Raw genomic sequence first — 18,664 nt, forward strand, 5'->3', positions numbered from 1 at the left:
AGGAATGGATATTATTTAACAAAATCAATTCCATATCTACGTGTCACATTTTTAGCGCTACCTTGTCCATATATTTGTGGAGATTTCACACCAGTGACGACAATCATTGTACGAACGGTTTGATCAAGCTCAGGATCAACTTGAGCTCCCCAAATTAGTCGAGCACTTGGGTCAATTCTGCTATAAACTTCTTGAACTACAGTTTCAGCTTCTGCAATTGTCATATCAGGTCCTCCAATAACATTAACAAGAGCTGAAGTAGCACCAGAAATATCGACATCTAGTAAAGGACTCCTTAAAGCTTTCTGGACGGATTCAGAAGCTTTGTTTTCTCCATCGGCTTCTCCCAATCCAATCATAGCCACTCCTCCATTTTGCATAACTGTTCTGACATCTGCGAAGTCTAAATTAACTAGGCCCGGTTTTGTGATTAATTCTGTAATTCCTTTAACAGCTCTCATTAATACTTCATCGGATACTTTAAAAGCAGCTTGAAGTGGTAGTCGTGGTACTACCTCTAGAAGTTTATCATTTGGTACAACAATAACAGTATCCGCGACCTCTCTTAATCTCTCAAGACCTGCTTCAGCATTAGTACGTCTTACATGCCCTTCTACACCAAATGGAAGAGTAACGACTGCAATAGTTAAGGCTCCTGCATCTCTTGCAGCCTCTGCAAGAATGGGGGCAGATCCAGTTCCAGTACCTCCTCCTAAACCGGTTGTTATGAAGACCATATCTCCACCAGTTACAATGGTGCGCAGTTCATCTACACTCTCCAATGCAGCATCTTCTCCAATTTGAGGTAAACTTCCTGCACCCAGTCCTCTGGTCTTTTTTTTACCTATAAGCATTTTTTTGTCGGCAGTAACATTTAAGAGATGCTGGGCATCAGTATTAAGGGCTATAAGTTCTGCGCCCCTTATTCCTTCATCTTTCATTCTTTGAATGCTATTTGAACCACCACCACCACAACCTATCACTTTTATCGACGTTTGCAGTTCATGTAACATTTTCTCTAGTTCTGCGTTTATATCTGATCCACCTCTTTCATTTGAGGCATATTTACCTTCTTCAGCAGATCGAGATAGAGCTTCTTCTACTATGGACTTCATATATTATCCTCCAACTATAAACTAATAAAGTTTTTGCATGTATTTTTTTCATAGATAAATCTTTGTTGTATAAGTATCATTAACCATCTCTGGTGTTATAATCTTAGTATTAACTTTGACGGTATTTCCACTAGCTAATTTTCCAAACATTGGTCCAGGTTCTACGCCTAACTCTTGTGCCATTTTAGGATTAAACCTTTGCTTTTTTATATAGATAGCACCTTCAGCCAAATCGTGCTTAGTTTCATAATGTTTTTTTAGTATTTGAATGCACTCATAGGTTATCTTGGCTTTTAAGTTTAAACATATGTTGTTTTCGTTAAACGCAAAGAAGTAGTTATTGATATTCCCATCGCTCTCTATTATGTATATAACAGGGAGTTTTTCGAGACTAATTTGTAACTCTTCAAGACCACATTTATTAACTTCATCTACTAAGTTTTTATTAATTTCTAACTTATGTATTTTTTTATTGGTTGAAGAGCTTTCATAGCATATGGGTAAATCTAAGGATGATAGCTGTTTTTTTAGTATATGTGATATTTTAACAAATGAATCAGGTTTATAAGAATTAGCAATATTTCTAATTAAAGAAAAGAAACTCCAAGGGATTGTACTCATTTCTCTAATTTCACTTTCTCCTATTATCTCTATTCCAAGTAAAGTAAGAATGTTTTCAATCTTCTTTTGCTCTTTAATAGGCAGGTTTTTTTTGTCAAAAAAAGCAAAGTCTGGTTTTGTTCTTTCTACAGCATGCGATATTAAATTGTAGTCTAGATACTTTATTTGGTAATTTGAAAAAATGTGTCCAAAGGTTATTCCAGATTCAAATATCAATTTAGATTGTCTTACAGGATAATGTCCTCCACCAAAACCTAAAGCAACAGGCTTTTTTGCCTTTAAAATGTCATTCTTTATTTGTAATATTGATTGTGCAACAATCTTGCCGGCATATACATCAGTCCATTGAGCGTGTTTACTACCAATTTCTACAAATAAAGAAGGTGTTTGTATGTCACTTGGTCCATGATGAGTTGCTTCTAGGGATACTTCATAGTCTCCACCCTGACATAACGTTTTCATCGAGTTTAATACTAGTTTTAGAGCAATTGGTGAAGACATAGCAAGCTCTTTACATCGTCCCCCATAACCAATACTATTCACATTACCACTAAAATGTGCTGTAAGAACTTTTCTATCTTGTTTACTGGCGTGTTTAGATGCAAAAATAATCAAGGAAGGCTCAAATCCAGATTTCCTTATTGTTTGATCTATAGCATCCTGGTAGATAAGACTAGAATTGATTTCTATTATTCTATGGAATTTAGATTCAAAGACTCTATGAAAATCATCAGGAATATATTTGTGATCAACTTGATGCCAAATTTCAATTTGTAAAAGTGAATTCATTATGTTTAGACTAGCATCATCTTTTTTAGAGCAGATTATTGTGACTTTATCTTCACTTGAATCTATAATGCTGGTATCTGAATACATTGTAAAACTTACCTTGTAAGAATGGCACTAGTAAACTATATTTAATGTTTTTTCACAAGATCAAAAACCCATCTACTAATCCCAGGTGCAATATTCCCACACTTTTTGTAGTAAATTATTTCTAAACCCAAATTTTCATAATCTTTAACTAGGTTTCTAATTTCTTTTTGACTTTTGAATGTATAAAAATGAATATGTCCTCCAAGTTTCACAGATTTTAAAACAACATTTAAGAAACAATCTTTTCCGTAAGGAGTTGGTACTATTGCTCTATCAAACTTGTGAGTGAACATTTTATTTATACTAAATGCATTTCCATTTATTACCTTTAGATTTTCATCTACTTTATTTAAAGATGAATTGTACTTTAAAAGCTCACATGCCCATATATTTGAATCAATAGCTGTTATTTTTGAATTTACTGCTGGAGGTATAGCAAAGGGCCCAACACCACTAAAAGGGATCACAATATTTTCTTTCGGCTGTATTTGTTTAAAAACTCTCAACCTTTCATCTGAAAGGCGGTTATTAAAAAATACTTTTTCAATATCAATTTTATATTTATGGCCATTTTCTCTATGAATTGTTGTTAAACGGTTACCTTCAATAATCTCGTACTTGCATACTCTTTCCTCACGACATACTTTTGTTACCTTGTTAGCTACTACTTTAATATTATTATTATTTTCAATTAGAATTGCTTTAGCTAGCTTCAATTTTATATCTTCTAACTCTGAAGGAATTTTAAGTATCAATATATCTCCAATGAGATCAAACCTTTTAGGTACCAATGATTGGAATTCATCTGGTACATTCTCTTCAACTATCGTTTTTATTTTCTTCATGTACTTCATCTTTCATAGATGGATGCTTATACTTAGAATATGTAGTTGTAAATAAATTCATATACCAGTTAACTATGCTTTATTGATTTGATATTCATAAACTCATAAATCCCAAACTTAGATAATTCTCTTCCAATTCCACTTCTTTTGATTCCACCGAAAGGCATAGATGGATCTGGCTTAAAAAAGGTATTAATTCCAACCATTCCAGCTTCAACAAGTGATGCAAGCCTTAGTGCTTTATTTTCATCATAGCACCAAATAGTAGAACTTAACCCAAATTTAGTATCATTAGCTATTTTTATGCAATCATCTTCATTCCTTGCAGTAACCAGGGCAGCTACAGGGCCAAAGGTTTCTTCGTTGTAGACCTTCATATTAGTTGATATTTCTGCTAGGACTGTAGGTGGATAAAATAACCCATCAAATTCGCTTACATTTTTCTGTAATAAATTCTCTGCACCCTTTGCTAATGCATCACTTACTTGGTTATTGATAGTTCCAAGCTGTGCTTCATTTGCCATTGGGCCAATATCAGTACTTGGTTCTAGTGGGTCCCCAATTTTCATATTCTCGATATTCTTTAGAAATTCATTGATAAACTCTTCTTTAATTGGCTCTTCTAAGATTATTCTTTTTGCAGATATGCATACTTGACCACAATTTAAAAAACGTGCATTTGAGGCAAAGAGAGCTGCTTTTTCAACATCGGAATTTTCTAAAACTATAAATGGATCGCTTCCTCCAAGTTCTAGAACAGATTTTTTTAGGAACCTTCCAGAAATCTCAGCAATACTTTCTCCTACATAATCGCTGCCTGTAAAAGAGACACCTTTTATCTCGTTGGAAGATATTAATCTAGAAGCGTGCTCACCACTGACCATTATTGTTTGAAATACTCCATCTGGAATTCCTGATTCTTTGAAAATCTCCTCAATAGCTTTTGAGCACATTGGTACATTATTTGAATGTTTTAAAAGAATTACATTTCCACTAATTATTGTGTAAGAGGCCGAACTTAAAACCTGCCAGAATGGAAAATTCCATGGTTTAATAAAAAGAATTGGTCCAATGGGCTGAAAACAAATGTAAGATTTATTACTATCACTTTCTTTTAGAATTGGTGAAATTAAATTTTCTGTATTTTCAACAAAATAATCTATAGTTTGAATACATTTTTCTATTTCATTTAGGGATTGTTTAATAGGCTTACCCATTTCAATAGTAATTATTGTGGCTAAAGCTTCTTTTTCACGATTTAATACTTTAGAAACGTTTCTTAGATAACTTGCTCTTTCATTAATACTTTTCAGCTTCCAACTTTCAAAGGCATTGATAGCATTTTTCAAGCAAAAATCAGTTTCTTTCTTAGAATGATAACTAAATTCTCCATTAACGGTTTTAGTAGTTGGATTAATTGAGACTATTTTATTCATGTTCTTCTCCATATGTTTTATCTACTGTGTACATGGCCCATGATATTGCTTTTGAGCTAATGTATATATCAATGGTCAAATTTGAGCTCATAATTTTTAAATAAATGTGCATGCTTATTATAGTGTGAAATTCAAAGTGAGTGGCTTTTTTGATACTACCCCGTTCCCTACCGCTCACTTTGAAACTATACTTCTTCTTTTTACATCATGATAAAAAGTAGTTTTGGTTTGGATTAGATATAGTTAGCTATAAGTTTTTCTAAGTTCTATATTAAATTCATGAACGATATAATACATGAAACAGCACAGAAAATTGAATCTATGGAGATAAGAGGTGCAGGCAGAATCGCGGTAGCCGCATCAAATGCAATTAAAATATATGTAGAAAATTTGAACGTATCATCAATGGAAGAATTTAAAAATGAGATTAATCAAGTTAGATCCGTTCTTATTAATACTAGGCCTACAGCGGTATCACTTCCAAATGCTGTAAAAATTTCGAGTACATTTAAGTCAAACACAGTAGATGAAGCAAAAAAAGAGATTATAGAGAATGCTGATAATTTCATTAAATCTGCTCAAAAAGCGATTGATTCTATAGGTGAAATTGGATCAAGAAGAATTAGCAATGGTAGCGTTATTTTAACGCACTGCAACTCACATGCAGCTATAGCTTCAATTAAAAAAGCTTTTGATCAAGGTAAAAGCATATCCGTTGTCGCAACTGAATCCAGGCCTAGAAAACAAGGATTAATAACAGCAAAAGAGCTAAATGACTATGGGATCAAAACCACTTTAATTGTAGATTCAGCTGTTATGTCAATTATGAAAAAAGTTGACCTTGTGATTGTAGGTGCTGATTCTATAGCCGTTAATGGAACACTTGTAAATAAAATAGGGACATCTCAACTTGCACTTATTGCTAATGAATCAAGGGTTAACTTCATAGTAGCCGCTGAAACATACAAATTTAGCCCAAATACGATATTAGGTCAAAAAATAGACATAGAAGAAAGGTCTCCATATGAAGTTGTTGATGCTGAGTATCTAAGTACACTTGAGAATGTAACTATAAAAAATCCAGCATTTGACTTCACACCGGCTGAATACATTGACTTGATTATAACGGAGGCAGGTGCTATTCCTCCTCAGATGGCATATGTAATAATTAGAGATTATCTTGGATGGACTCTAGAAGATCTAGACTAATTGTTCTTAATTTGTGATTATGGTCCCATCTTTCAGACTATTCAATTCGTCAGGACTTTTGACAATAATATCAATTGTATGCTTAAAAATAGAAGGATTGGTGCCATCGATAACAAATGTTTTAATGTTACATCTTTCTATCATCTTTGAAGCTAGCGGATCTACAGGCGACTTAGACCCTGCAATCATCTCTGTAGCCATGACTATATCAACCAACTTTTTAGGGCTAATTTTGTCATATTTGGTAGCATTTTTATCTGTATTTGGATCTCCGGAATATACACCATCTACCGAAGTAGCTATTATTAAGCAGTCTGCACCTATATCTTCAGCTACTATAGCTGACACTGCATCAGTTGTCTGACCGGGTATAACTCCACCCATGACCACGATGTTATGCAGCAAGAAAGCTTCCTTTGCTTCTTTATAATTTTGAGGAGTATATGGGCACGTATCATTTCCAAGGGCACATATAAGTAGTTGCGCATTCAACCGAGTTACCTCAATTCCGATATTGTCACAGACAACTTCATTTGACCCCAAATCTCTAGCGACATTAATGTAGTTTCTAGCAGTTTCACCGCCACCGGTAACAATGACTAGTTTATGATATTTAGCCATCTCTTTGATAATAGATGTATATTGTTTAAAAATTTCAGCATCCAAGTTTTTGCTAAGTATAGATCCGCCTATAGAAATTACTAATTTCATTATTAAATCATTTCCTTTTTTTCTTTAAAGCTAAGAACAAAGTCATTAAAATAACTGCTAAAAAGGTTGTAACATATTCAAACCCAGTTAATACATTGAATGGCAGTGAGTCTCTATATTGTCCTACATTTTCACTATGAAGGGAATCACCATTTAATAATCCTTCTGCCTGAACCTTCATACCTTTTTCTAATGTAGTGACCCCATAAAATAGAACCTTAATACTTTTTTCAGTTTCTACGTCTTCTATATACATTATTGTTTTTCCAGAGCTGTCTCTGATGTTTGTTAGGTTTCCAACAACTTTTATAAACTTTCCATTGTAAGCAGCAGGATTATTTTTCACATCACTTATTGCAACTTCACCTAATTCTCTTTTTGGATAATGCATCACATATTCTTGATTGAATATGTCTTTACCTAAAGGCACATGTTTGAAACTACCAGTTACCATGACTCTGTCTCCTTTGCTAAAACCTTCAAGTATATCCAAATAAGTGACGTCTAGTAACAAGAAGTATTCATCTGAGCCTATAGAAGCTGAATATCTTTCAAGTTCATTTATATCTGCTATAACACTAATCTTTCTATAAGCTGTTGTGCTGTCGTATATACGTGGATTATTTTCTAAATCTTTAATATCAACAACATCTCTTTGGAATATGGAAGTTTCTGCTGAGACATGTGGCACGCTAATTATAGATAAAAAAAGTAAGATGATAGTGAAAATTAGTTTGTATTTCAAAAATATTTAGCTCCACTTATTTACATGTAACCTTTCTTATACATTAATTCTGCATTAAGGACACTAGCACCAGCAGCACCTCTGATGGTATTGTGTCCCATTGCAACATATCTTATTCCTTGACGTATTCTGCCTATACTTATACTCATTCCATTCCCTGCATTTCGATCTAACCTTGGCTGTGGTCGATCTTCCTTATCACTAACAATTATTGAGTGCTTTGGTTTGCTGGGTAAATCACCAATATTAGGATCAAATTCTTTAAATGCTTTAGTTACTTCGAATGGGTCTGGTTTTTGTTTCATTGATGCCCAAATTGCTTCAGTATGCCCATCCATTACAGGAACCCTGTGGCATGATGCACTAATATTTATGTCAACATTTTCAATCTCAGAGCCATTAAATTCACCTAGAAGCTTTAAAGGTTCAGTTTCCATTTTATCTTCCTCGGTTGATATATATGGGATAATGTTATCCATGATGGCCATTGATGGTATACCATTAAAACCAGCTCCTGATATCGCTTGCATCGTAGCAACATTTACTGATTCCAGCCCAAATTGCATTAGTGGCTTAAGTGTCATAACCATAACTATAGTTGAGCAATTTGGGTTTGTAATGATGTGCCCGTCCCAGTTTCTATTATCCTTTTGTACATCAATCATGTCTAAATGATTTGAGTTCACTTCTGGAATAACGAGCGGAACGTCCGGTTCCATTCGAAAAGCAGAAGCATTACTTGCTACTACAAATCCTGCCTCTGCAAATTTTGGTTCAATTTTACTTGCATTGTTTGAAGGTAATGCCGAAAATACGATATCTGCATCAACTTTTGAAGTATCTACAGGCACAACTTCAATATCTTTAATCTCGTCCGGTAGTTTAGATTCTAATCTCCAAGAAGCTGCATCTGAATATTTTTTACCTGCACTCCTTTCTGAAGCTGCAAGAGAAGTAATTTCAAACCAAGGATGATTACTTAATGCTTCTATAAAACGCTGCCCAACTGCTCCAGTTGCACCTAATATTCCAACTTTAATCATTTCTGCCATGATAATCCCTTTGATATACTCTTCTGCATAAAAGTGACAATTTTTAAATTCTATCACTTATTCAAACCTTATATTTATTTGTATGATATTCATATAAGAAATTGTTTAAAACCAATATGACATTTGTTTCATAAAATGGATTTTCTGAAGTGAATTTCATATTTGATAATTAAATGATGTTGCTCTTTAAAGCCTAATTATTAATAACTAATTGAAATTGGATAAAAACTTATCGACTATTACTTAGAAGTCAATTCCGTGCGTTTTTCATCTCAAGTTCTATATAGAACTGTATTTTATTATTTTCGGGACAGGTCTTTTTCCATCAAAAAATGTTTATGCCTACAGAACATGACAATATTTGCATGTTTGAACGTGAAGATTATCAAAATTACTTTCCAAAAAAAACATATTACGCTAATCAGCAAGAAGCGATGGCTAAAATAAATTCTGCTTTGAACGAAAAAAAGCTGGTTCTTTTTGAAGGTGCATGTGGTACTGGTAAAACCCTAAGTGCTTTAGTTCCTTCTCTTTATTTTGGGAAAAAAAATCAGAAGACCGTGATTATAGCAACAAATGTTCACCAACAGATGGTTCAATTTGTAAATGAGGCAAAAGCAATCAAAAAAAATGTAAACATTAAAGCAGCTGTTGTTAAAGGTAAGTCAACGATATGTCCACATGAAGTTGATTATGAGGAATGTAACCTAAAAAGGGAAAACACTATTGATTTATTGGATCTTGAAAAGGAGATTGAATTAAAGAAGCAAGAAATAAGGGCAGCAACTGACAATTACAAGAAATCAAAAGATCAAGATAATATTATATTAAGAGATGAGCTAGTAAAAGAACTCTCTGCTGCTGAAGAGAAACTGACTAGCATACGCAACAGGGCCTGCAACGAATTATATGAGGTTATTAAATATGATAGTCAGTCGTTCAGGAATTGGTTGTTTGAAGACGTCAGAACACCTGAAGAAGTGAACAATTTTGCAGTAAATAAGGGCATGTGTGGATATGAACTTCTCAAAAGAGAACTAAAACATGCAGATTTAGTTATATGTAATTTTCATCATATTTTGAATAGCGATATTTTTTCAACTTTACTAAACTGGCTTGAAAAAACACCCGAAGATGTCATTGTTATTTTTGATGAGGCTCATAACCTTGAATCATCTGCTAGATCCCATTCATCACTCACTTTAACTGAGCATACTTTAGAAAAGACAATAGCAGAAGTTGAAGCCAATTTAGATTATATAAAAAATAAGGATATATATAAATTATTTAGTCTTTTTCTACGAAGTGTTCAAGAAACCTATAATTCACGATTTAAATTTGGTGAAAGAGAAAGGGTAGGGAAAAAATGGTATGACTTGAGAATAAGTGATCCTTATGAAAGAAATGACATGGTCACTGCTAGGTTTTTACGTAGCACAATTAAGGAGAATATTGGCGATGCCAAAGATATTCAAAAAATATTAACTATTGCAAATGATATAGGTTTTAAACTTGATGAAACTTATAAAGAGCAATATAAAAGTGGCCTCACTAGTGTTTTAAAAAAGTCACATATTTTACAATCTTCACAATTTATTTCTAACTATCTAAACCTTTCAAATAACCCTAACTATTATCCAATTTTAAATGTGAGAAGGGATTCTAGCGACAGTATATATGCTAGAGTTGAGCTATTTACTTGCATCCCTAAGAATGTAACACATCCACTACTTGAATCTATATATTCGGTAATCTTGATGTCGGCCACTTTGAGGCCATTTGATATGGTAAGAACCACATTAGGTATTAATCGACCAGTTTGTGAATTATCTTATGGCACATCATTTCCTCTAGATAAGAGATTAACTGTAGCTGTATCTATACCACCATTATTTTCAAGAAATAGGGATGATATACAATCTGCTGCCTTAGTAGAGCAGGCTTTAATAGATTCAATTAAAAACACAGAAGGTAATGTTGTTGTATTCTTTCAAAATTCGTTTGAAGCTGTTAGATATTATAAAAAGCTAAAAGTAAAATTTGAAGATATATCTATTCTTATTGACGAAGTTGGAGTATCTGCAGAGAATGTTAGAGAACAGTTTTTTGAAATCGGTGAAAACGGAGGAAAAGCTGTTTTAGTATCTTATTTGTGGGGGACTTTAAGTGAAGGTGTTGATTATCAAAATAATAGAGCACGAACTGTAATTATAGTAGGTGTAGGATATCCTGGATTAGACGATAGAATGAAAGCAGTCGAGTCTGCCTATGATCACGAATTTGGATATGGTTATGGCTGGGAATATGCTGTTCAGGTACCAACTATAAGAAAAATTAGGCAGGCAATGGGCAGAGTTGTAAGATCACCTGATGACTATGGGGCAAGAGTTTTGTTAGATGGTAGATTTTTGAGTAACTCTCATAAAAAACTAGGTAAATTCTCAGTATTCAAAAAGTTTCCTCAGGAAGAACAAAATGAAATTATAGATGTAGAAGTCGATAAATTAAAATACTCCCTACAAAATTTCTTTGTAGAAAATAACTAAATAGATTAGCTCCATTTAGGAGCTGAAATTTTTATTTTACCTTTTTCATATCTATATATTGCTTTATTAGCATCAACTGCACAGAAAATTGGATAAGTTCCCCTGTATTTTTTCTTCTTATGTCTTAATTTTATGGAAAAGCTTTTTTCATTAATTTTCAGCTCTACATTTTTTTTCTTTACACCGGGCAAGCTTATTTCAAGGTTTAAAGTTTTATTAGCTTCATCTGAATATTCATAAACATAAGGATATTCTATTGACTTGTCCATAATTTAACCCCCAAAAGAACTTATTGCGTATCTATATTTATAGTTATTGAATATTAGTTATATGCGATAAATATGCGATTAAATAAAATAAACTTGAGCTACTAGTATAAACTAGTTATAGGATATCTAGCTCAAGCTAGTGCATAAAATAACAGCTACTTGAAATGACATATATAGCCGGCACTAATGGGAAACACTTATTTAAATATATAAGAGATTACATATGCATGTTTTTAACTTAGAAATCTTCTTCTGTATAAAAAGAATGTATTGTAGTTATATTATGATTTGAGGAAAATCTATGATAAAAATAAAATCACCATCTAGATTACACTTGGGGCTAATTGACCTTAATGCGGAATGTGGAAGAGTTGATGGAGGAACTGGTCTCACGCTTGAGTATCCACATGTAAAGTTAAAGGCCTGTAAAGCTGAAAAGATGTCAATAAATACATTCCCCGGCTCTGAAAAAATATTAAATGGTGCAAAAGCTGTTCTGGGAAATAATAATGGTATATCCTTTCATGTAGAAACAACTGTCCCAGTACATGTAGGTTTAGGTTCGGGGACACAATATTCTCTTTGTGGGGCTATGGCTGCGAATAGGTTATATGGCCTAAAGCTATCGGTAAGAGAATTAGCTTCTCGTACAGGAAGGGGCGGTACATCAGGAATAGGAATTGAATCATTTGAAAATGGTGGTTTCATAGTAGATGGCGGACATAAATTTAGTGACAAGAAAACATTCTCTCCATCTTCAGCTAGCAAGGCAACTCCAGCTCCAATTTTATTTAGAAAAGATTTTCCAGAGTGGTATATAGTAATTGCAATTCCTAATTTGAAAGGAGCATATGATAAAGAAGAATGTGATTTATTTCGTGATATTTGCCCTATACCTTTAAGTGAAGTTCAAGAGATATCACATATTATTTTAATGCAGTTAATACCATCTGTTATAGAAAAAGATATTTTATACTTTAGTAGGGCTATTAATAATCTACAAAAAACCGGATTTAAAAAAAGAGAAATTTCAATCCAGCCACCTATTGTAGGAAAGTTAATGGCAAAAATTCATGATTTTGGAGCTTTAGGTGTAGGGATGAGCTCATTTGGACCTACCATTTATTCAATATTAGAAACTAAAACTTCAAGTGAAAAATTAAAAAGAGAAATAGAAAGTTTCTTTAAAAATAATATTGACGGAGAGGTTATTGTTACAAAGGCAAACAACAGTGGAGCAGTTATAGAAGAGGTGGCATATGAAGGAAACTAGTAAATACCCTTCATGGTTTGGAAGTTTACTCTTAGATGAAAATAACGAACTTGAAGATACTGTATTGCACATTAAAGATATTCAATTCCTCGCAGAAACTCTTAAGGACTATATTTTTACGAAGCCAAAAATGAATTTTACAGGCAGAAACTTGAGTGAAGAAGCAATAAAATGTGGATTTGTAAATTCTAAAGAAGAATATTATTCATTACTACATCAAGTTTCTGTAAAGACAGTAAAATTACAGTTAGCTGAAATGGAACAATCGGACTTGAAAATAATACAAGCAATCAACGCACTAGATGACATTGATAAATCTGCGAATGAGCTTTCAGAACGTCTTGCAGAATGGTATGGCATTCACTTCCCAGAAATTGAATTATTTGGTGATGAATTAGCATATTTTATCAGCAAACATGGGGTAAGAAAAAACATAGGTGCAAATGACAACTATTTTAATTTAGCAGAGTCTTCGATGGGAATCTCTTTTAATGATGAGGATGAGGACATAATTACTGAATATTCTTTCAATATTTTGAGTCTTTATGCAACTAGAAGAAAAATTGAGCTATATATCCATGAACAAATGGATATAGTTGCCCCAAATTTATCTAATATTGCTGGTTATCTTTTAGGTGCACGTATGATTAGTATTGCAGGGAGTCTTGAAAAATTAGCAAAAATGCCATCAAGCACAATACAGGTAATAGGAGCTAATAAAGCACTGTTTAAACACTTGAGATCAAAAGCAACGTCTCCAAAACACGGTATTATTTTCAATCATCCAACTATTAAAGGTAGCTCCTGGAGGCATAGAGGGAAGATTTCACGTTCACTTGCTTCTACTGTATCAATTGCTGCAAGAGTCGATTTTTATTCAAGTGAAACAATATTGAATGACGATTTAGCTCAACAACTTGAAGCTAAAATAAAATCCATAAAAAAGCTGTGAACTCTCTGTTAGTAATAAAAAAATAAACAAAAAATTTTAAGAAACGAGGATTGAAACTGAAATGAAACTTAGCCCAGTATCTCAAGGTGTATACAAAATTCAAAATGGAACGTCTGCACTTGTGACATATAACTCAGTCAAAGGAAAAAATGTTTACGGGGAAAAACTTATAGAATTTCATGGCGATGAATATAGAGAATGGAACCCCAAAAGAAGTAAAGTTGCTGCAATGCTAATGAAAAAATTTAAAATTCCACTAGTAAAATCATCTAAAGTATTATATCTAGGTGCTTCAACGGGTACAACAGTAAGCCATATATCCGATATTGTAACTGAAGGAATAGTATACTCGGTTGAATTTTCTCCACGCCCAATGCGCGAGCTTATAAAACTCTGTGAAATGCGGTCAAACATTATTCCACTGCTTGCAGATGCTTCTAATCCATCTTCTTATTCTGCAATAGTTGAAAATGTTGATATTATTATTCAAGATATAGCACAACCAAACCAAGCTGAAATTGCATTATTGAATAGCGATAAATATCTAAAGCCAGGTGGATATCTAGTTCTTTCTATCAAAGCAAGAAGTATAGATACAGTTGAAAATCCTAAAAAAATCTATAAGTCTGAAATGAATAAACTTTTGAATAGCAGTTCATGTTGTTTTGAGCTGGTGAAAAAAAGTGAACTTGCTCCGTATCATAAGGATCACCTGGCAATAGTTGCAAAAGCTGAAAGTTAGTGAAACTCGGTGATAAATAAATTAAAAAGTAATCAATTACTTCTTATTTATGTTTCGACAATTCATTGAACTTTCAAAATATGGTGTTTAAATGAATATAAAAGAACCTCTAAAAAAATTAGGCTTTCTAGGTGCAACTAAGAACTCTGTATACATATCTTCAACTGAAATAATAGATTACATTTCTAAAAATGATGAGTCAGCGAAAGAAATATTCAAAGAATTAGAAAAACAAGGTCTTATAAAAATAAGCAGTACTTCAGACGACCAGTTAGCTATGATTACTGAAAAAGGTTTTGATATTTTAAAGAAAGAATACTCTGACTATAAATTCATTTTTTCCGCTAAAGATAATTATATGAAAATTAAAGGTACAGTAACAACAGGTTTAGGTGAAGGACAATACTATATGCTTAAAGAAGGATATATCAACCAATTCAGTAAAATACTAGCCTTTAAACCATACCCTGGGACCTTGAACGTGCTACTAGATTCACAAAACTCAAATAAACATCAGAAATTTAAAAAAGAGTTTTCAATTAGAATCAATGGTTTTACAAGTAACGAGCGCACATTTGGGGGCGGATTATGTTACTCAGTGGAGATTGGTGGAATTTATGCAGGAATTCTAGTTCCAGATAGGTCACATTATCCTTCTAACTTGGTGGAAATCATAGCACCTGTTAACCTCCGTGAAACACTTAATTTAGAAGATGGTGATGATATTACAATCACTGTAAACAGTTCCCATGATTTAAATGGAGATTATAATTATGAGCGTTGATGAATATATTTTTGCAGAAAATGTAAGGAAAGCTATAGAATCCTTTAAAGCAGGGAATACAATATTATTATTTGATATGGAAGGGAGGGAAGAAGAAACAGATTTTGCGATACCAGCAGAAGCTGTAAAACCATCTGACGTTCGCCTAATGAGGAAAGAAGGTGGAGGCTTGATATGTGTTTCACTGGACGCCCTTGCAGCAGAGAAACTTGGACTCCCACTAATGTCAGATTTATTGATTTCTGCAAGTGAAGTAGATCCATCAATCTTAAAAACAATTGAGAAAAGTGGTGATCTGAAGTATGATTCAAGGTCATCTTTTTCCTTATGGGTTAATCATAGAAAAACAAGAACAGGGATTCCTGATAATGACCGGGCCCTAACCATAAATGAGGTTGCAAATAGTGTCAAGAAAACGCTAAATGCTGAACCTGTAGATTTTGGGATTGAATTTAGAACACCTGGTCATGTTGCACTTCTGAGAGCAGCTGAGGGTCTTACTAATGAAAGATGTGGTCAAACCGAACTATCAGTAGCACTTGCTCATATGTCAGGAATAACACCTGCAGTAGCTATCTGTGAGATACTTGACGATCACAGTGGGACTGCATTATCGAAGAAAAAAGCAATTGAACTTTCTAACAAAAAAGAAATGGTTTTTGTAGAAGGTTCTGAGATAGTAGAAGCCTATGAGACATGGAAAGAGCTGAACAGCTATTGAGAAAGAATAAAATAACTTAAGTTTAATTTACTGTATTTATGTAAGGTTCAATGTGGGGCCGTAGGGTAGCCTGGTCGATCCTACAAGGCTGGGGGTCTTGTGACTGGAGTTCAAATCTCCGCGGCCCCATTGATTTCTTTAGCAAAAAGGCATTTCACATAATATTTTCAATGCAAAACGATACTGTTCGTATAATTCTATCCTATCTGCCTCATATGATACTACAATGGTTCACAGCTTCAAACAGTATCCAATCTCTAAATGGATTATTATTAACAAACCAAAATTAATTACGCCAAAGATGTGTAATTTTGTGATGTGTTTTTCTTTTGAGCAATAAATAAATAACATCAAGTTTTTTGGAATTATTGTTTTTGGAAATTCAAAAAAATATATTGGCGTTAAGTTCACCTGGAGAGATAGGTATCAAAAACATCTTTGAAAAATTAGGTATTTTCATAGAAGATAATAAGCTCTTAATTTGCATAATCGCAGTATTTTTTATAATTATTGCAATACATGGGGCTCAAAATATTGAGATGGAGACGGGTACAGAGACATTTGCAGATAAAAACTCACGCCTTTATCAAGACTTTGAACATCTTTATCTTAATATTTTTAGTAAACCGACTATTCCAGTAATGGTAGAAGGTGGAGATGAGATCTCACCAGGTATTTTGAATGCAATAGATAGATATCAAATTCTTGTTGAGAACATTCCTGGAGTTGAAGGAACTGATAGTGTTGCTTCTGTTGTAAAAGAGATTCATTTCGAAGAACATGGTAGATATGATATTCCTTCAGATCGAGAGGTTATCAAATCATATCTTGAAAAAAATAATGCTGGTGAGACTACAGTTCCTCAAAAGAACGTAAATATAGTTTATATCACCCTTGATAGAAATCTGGATGACGCTGAACTCAGGGAAATAAATGAAAAAATTATGGATTCTATTAGTTTAGCCCAATTTCCACCAGGGTATACTGTAACTGTTACTGGATTTACCACTTTTAATATTGCAGTTGAAGATTTAATGAACGAAACAACAGCTATATTGTTAGTTGTTTCAGGGATTTTTATGATAATAGCTTTATATGCTGTTTTCAGACACGTTCGTTGGAGGATTTTACCACTCCCGCTTGTGTTTTTAGGCATAATATATACTTTTGGGCTTATGGGATATACTGAAATTCCATTAACTACTGCATCAATGGCAGCATTTCCTATTTTGATAGGGCTTGGAATTGATTATGCAATTCAGTTTCATAGTAGAATCGAAGAAGAATTCTCGAGATCAGATAATGAAGCAGTTGCAGTTATTGAAACGATTAAGCATACCGGCCCAGCAGTATTAATAGCTTTAATAATCACATCACTAGGTTTTGCATCACTATTGACATCTACAGTTCCAATGATTCAGGATTTTGCTAAACTTCTTTTAATAGGAATCACTGTTTGCTTTTTAACTTCACTTTTTGTTGGAGTTTCTATTATTTATGGTCTACATAGAATAAGAAGGAGAAGGCACGAGTTTGCAAAAAAATACAATCTAACATTTTTGATTAGAAATTCAGAGAATAAATCAAATGATGGTGAAAAGGCTGAAAATGAAAATTTGGTAAAATTATTGAGAGGTACGTCTAAAATCACTTCCAAACATCCTATTCTCATTATTTCAGTTGCAGGTATTCTGTGTATAGGAGGACTATATGCAGATTTTCTAGTTCCACTAGAAGCTGATATGAGAACCTTTGTCCCTCAAGACATGCCTGAGCTAGCTGAACTTAATAGGCTAGATACCTATATTGGCGTTGAGGATTCGATTAATTTAATCGTAATGTCTGACAATAATGCCAATCCTGAGCTATTGAAGTGGATAGACGATTTCGAATCTCATATGGTGGATAGGCGAAGCCATATTCATTCATCATCAAGTATTGTGGATATTGTTAAGGCAGAAAATGATGGCAAAATACCTGAAAGCTCTAGTGAGATTAAAGAGATTTATTCTCAATTATCTGATTCACAGAAAGAAATGTATGTCTATGAAGAAACATTGTTACATGTCAATTTGAATATCGGTGATGCTTTTGGAACAATTGGTATAGAGGGGATGGAAGATGTTGTTGAAATGGTTGAATATGACCTAATGTGGATACCCCCACCTCCAGGAGTTCATATAACTGCTACTGGTGATCCTGTAATATTTACTGAAGTTATTTTTGCATTGACAAGTGGAAGAACTCTAATGACACTATTTGGTTTGCTATTGGTTTTCTTTGGGTTATTGGTAATATATAGGGATATTGTGAAAGCGGTTGCCCCTGTAATAACAATGTTAGCTGTAATTGGTTGGAATGGTGGAGTTATGTATTATACTGGAATAGAATATACGCCAATGACAGCTACACTTGGTGCTTTAATACTAGGTATTGGTTCAGAGTATGCAATTCTTATGATGGAAAGATATTATGAGGAAAAAGAGAAAGGATTGGCCCACGTTGAAGCAATGAATGAGGCAATAACAAAAATAGGAAAAGCTATCGCAACCTCTGGCTTTACAACTATGTTTGGTTTCTCTGCTTTATTGGCATCTCCATTTCCAATGAATCAAAACTTTGGACTTGTAACAGTAATCGATGTAGGATTAGCTCTAATGGCTACTTTTGTGGTATTTCCTGCTGTGATCTTGCTCCTTGATCAATGGAGAGATAAGAGAAGTGAAAGAAAAAAGATTAATTTGAATAATTGTGTTTAATTTAGAAA

General features: G+C 33.4%; 16 protein-coding genes and 1 tRNA gene. 9 read left to right on the plus strand and 8 right to left on the minus strand.

Annotated elements, in window-relative coordinates; genetic code table 11:
- Positions 1-11: 11 nt before the first annotated feature.
- The 4 genes from ftsZ to J2T59_RS02495 form a co-directional block, all read right to left on the minus strand.
- The gene (gene ftsZ / locus J2T59_RS02480; RefSeq protein WP_259133619.1) at positions 12-1,115 is read right to left on the minus strand and encodes a cell division protein FtsZ; all 1,104 of its coding nucleotides are present in this window, start codon (positions 1,113-1,115) and stop codon (positions 12-14) included.
- 48 nt (positions 1,116-1,163) lie between these two features.
- Positions 1,164-2,612: a D-aminoacyl-tRNA deacylase gene (locus tag J2T59_RS02485; RefSeq protein WP_259133621.1), complete on the minus strand. Its 1,449-nt coding sequence runs from the start codon at positions 2,610-2,612 to the stop codon at positions 1,164-1,166.
- A 41-nt stretch (positions 2,613-2,653) separates the two neighbouring features.
- Positions 2,654-3,457 (minus strand): class I SAM-dependent methyltransferase, encoded by an 804-nt coding sequence (locus J2T59_RS02490; RefSeq protein WP_259133622.1) that lies wholly within the window; start codon positions 3,455-3,457, stop codon positions 2,654-2,656.
- Between the two features lie 68 nt (positions 3,458-3,525).
- Positions 3,526-4,893 carry an aldehyde dehydrogenase family protein gene (locus J2T59_RS02495; RefSeq protein WP_259133623.1) on the minus strand — a complete coding sequence of 456 codons (1,368 nt, stop codon included), beginning with the start codon at positions 4,891-4,893 and terminating at the stop codon, positions 3,526-3,528.
- 279 nt (positions 4,894-5,172) lie between these two features.
- On the opposite strand from J2T59_RS02495, the gene J2T59_RS02500 reads away from it, so the two are divergent.
- Complete coding sequence (locus tag J2T59_RS02500) at positions 5,173-6,102, plus strand: ribose 1,5-bisphosphate isomerase (protein WP_259133624.1); 930 nt, start codon at positions 5,173-5,175, stop codon at positions 6,100-6,102.
- A 6-nt stretch (positions 6,103-6,108) separates the two neighbouring features.
- Here J2T59_RS02500 and pyrH read toward each other — a convergent pair whose 3' ends face one another.
- The 3 genes from pyrH to asd form a co-directional block, all read right to left on the minus strand.
- The gene (gene pyrH, locus J2T59_RS02505; protein WP_259133625.1) at positions 6,109-6,813 is read right to left on the minus strand and encodes a UMP kinase; all 705 of its coding nucleotides are present in this window, start codon (positions 6,811-6,813) and stop codon (positions 6,109-6,111) included.
- A 7-nt stretch (positions 6,814-6,820) separates the two neighbouring features.
- Positions 6,821-7,504 carry a hypothetical protein gene (locus tag J2T59_RS02510; protein ID WP_259133626.1) on the minus strand — a complete coding sequence of 228 codons (684 nt, stop codon included), beginning with the start codon at positions 7,502-7,504 and terminating at the stop codon, positions 6,821-6,823.
- Between the two features lie 74 nt (positions 7,505-7,578).
- Complete coding sequence (asd, locus tag J2T59_RS02515; RefSeq protein WP_259133627.1) at positions 7,579-8,610, minus strand: aspartate-semialdehyde dehydrogenase; 1,032 nt, start codon at positions 8,608-8,610, stop codon at positions 7,579-7,581.
- 332 nt (positions 8,611-8,942) lie between these two features.
- Between asd and J2T59_RS02520 the strand changes: the two genes are divergently transcribed.
- Positions 8,943-11,156 (plus strand): ATP-dependent DNA helicase, encoded by a 2,214-nt coding sequence (locus J2T59_RS02520; protein ID WP_259133628.1) that lies wholly within the window; start codon positions 8,943-8,945, stop codon positions 11,154-11,156.
- 5 nt (positions 11,157-11,161) lie between these two features.
- Here J2T59_RS02520 and J2T59_RS02525 read toward each other — a convergent pair whose 3' ends face one another.
- Positions 11,162-11,425: an Hsp20/alpha crystallin family protein gene (locus J2T59_RS02525; RefSeq protein ID WP_259133630.1), complete on the minus strand. Its 264-nt coding sequence runs from the start codon at positions 11,423-11,425 to the stop codon at positions 11,162-11,164.
- 301 nt (positions 11,426-11,726) lie between these two features.
- On the opposite strand from J2T59_RS02525, the gene J2T59_RS02530 reads away from it, so the two are divergent.
- The 7 genes from J2T59_RS02530 (at position 11,727) to J2T59_RS02560 (ending at position 18,656) form a co-directional block, all read left to right on the plus strand.
- A complete protein-coding gene (locus tag J2T59_RS02530) occupies positions 11,727-12,698 on the plus strand; it encodes a beta-ribofuranosylaminobenzene 5'-phosphate synthase (protein ID WP_259133632.1) in 972 nt (323 codons plus the stop codon).
- Positions 12,685-13,650 (plus strand): NOP5/NOP56 family protein, encoded by a 966-nt coding sequence (locus J2T59_RS02535; protein WP_259133634.1) that lies wholly within the window; start codon positions 12,685-12,687, stop codon positions 13,648-13,650. The genes J2T59_RS02530 and J2T59_RS02535 overlap by 14 nt, the downstream gene beginning before the upstream one ends.
- A gap of 61 nt (positions 13,651-13,711) precedes the next feature.
- A complete protein-coding gene (locus tag J2T59_RS02540) occupies positions 13,712-14,392 on the plus strand; it encodes a fibrillarin-like rRNA/tRNA 2'-O-methyltransferase (RefSeq protein WP_259133636.1) in 681 nt (226 codons plus the stop codon).
- A gap of 91 nt (positions 14,393-14,483) precedes the next feature.
- Entirely contained in the window at positions 14,484-15,176 is a 693-nt protein-coding gene (locus tag J2T59_RS02545) for a DUF120 domain-containing protein (RefSeq protein WP_259133638.1), read from the plus strand.
- On the plus strand, positions 15,166-15,897 hold the full coding sequence (ribB, locus tag J2T59_RS02550) for a 3,4-dihydroxy-2-butanone-4-phosphate synthase (protein WP_259133640.1): 732 nt from the start codon (positions 15,166-15,168) through the stop codon (positions 15,895-15,897). Before J2T59_RS02545 ends, ribB begins: the two co-directional genes overlap by 11 nt.
- A gap of 54 nt (positions 15,898-15,951) precedes the next feature.
- Positions 15,952-16,026 (plus strand) — tRNA-Pro (locus tag J2T59_RS02555).
- Positions 16,027-16,271: 245 nt separating this feature from the next.
- Positions 16,272-18,656, plus strand: a complete 2,385-nt coding sequence (locus tag J2T59_RS02560; protein WP_259133642.1) for an efflux RND transporter permease subunit — start codon at positions 16,272-16,274, stop codon at positions 18,654-18,656.
- The last annotated feature ends 8 nt before the right edge of the window (positions 18,657-18,664 follow it).

Origin of the sequence: Methanosalsum natronophilum, assembly GCF_024808815.1 — an archaeon.
GTDB classification, from domain to species: Archaea; Halobacteriota; Methanosarcinia; order Methanosarcinales; family Methanosarcinaceae; genus Methanosalsum; species Methanosalsum natronophilum.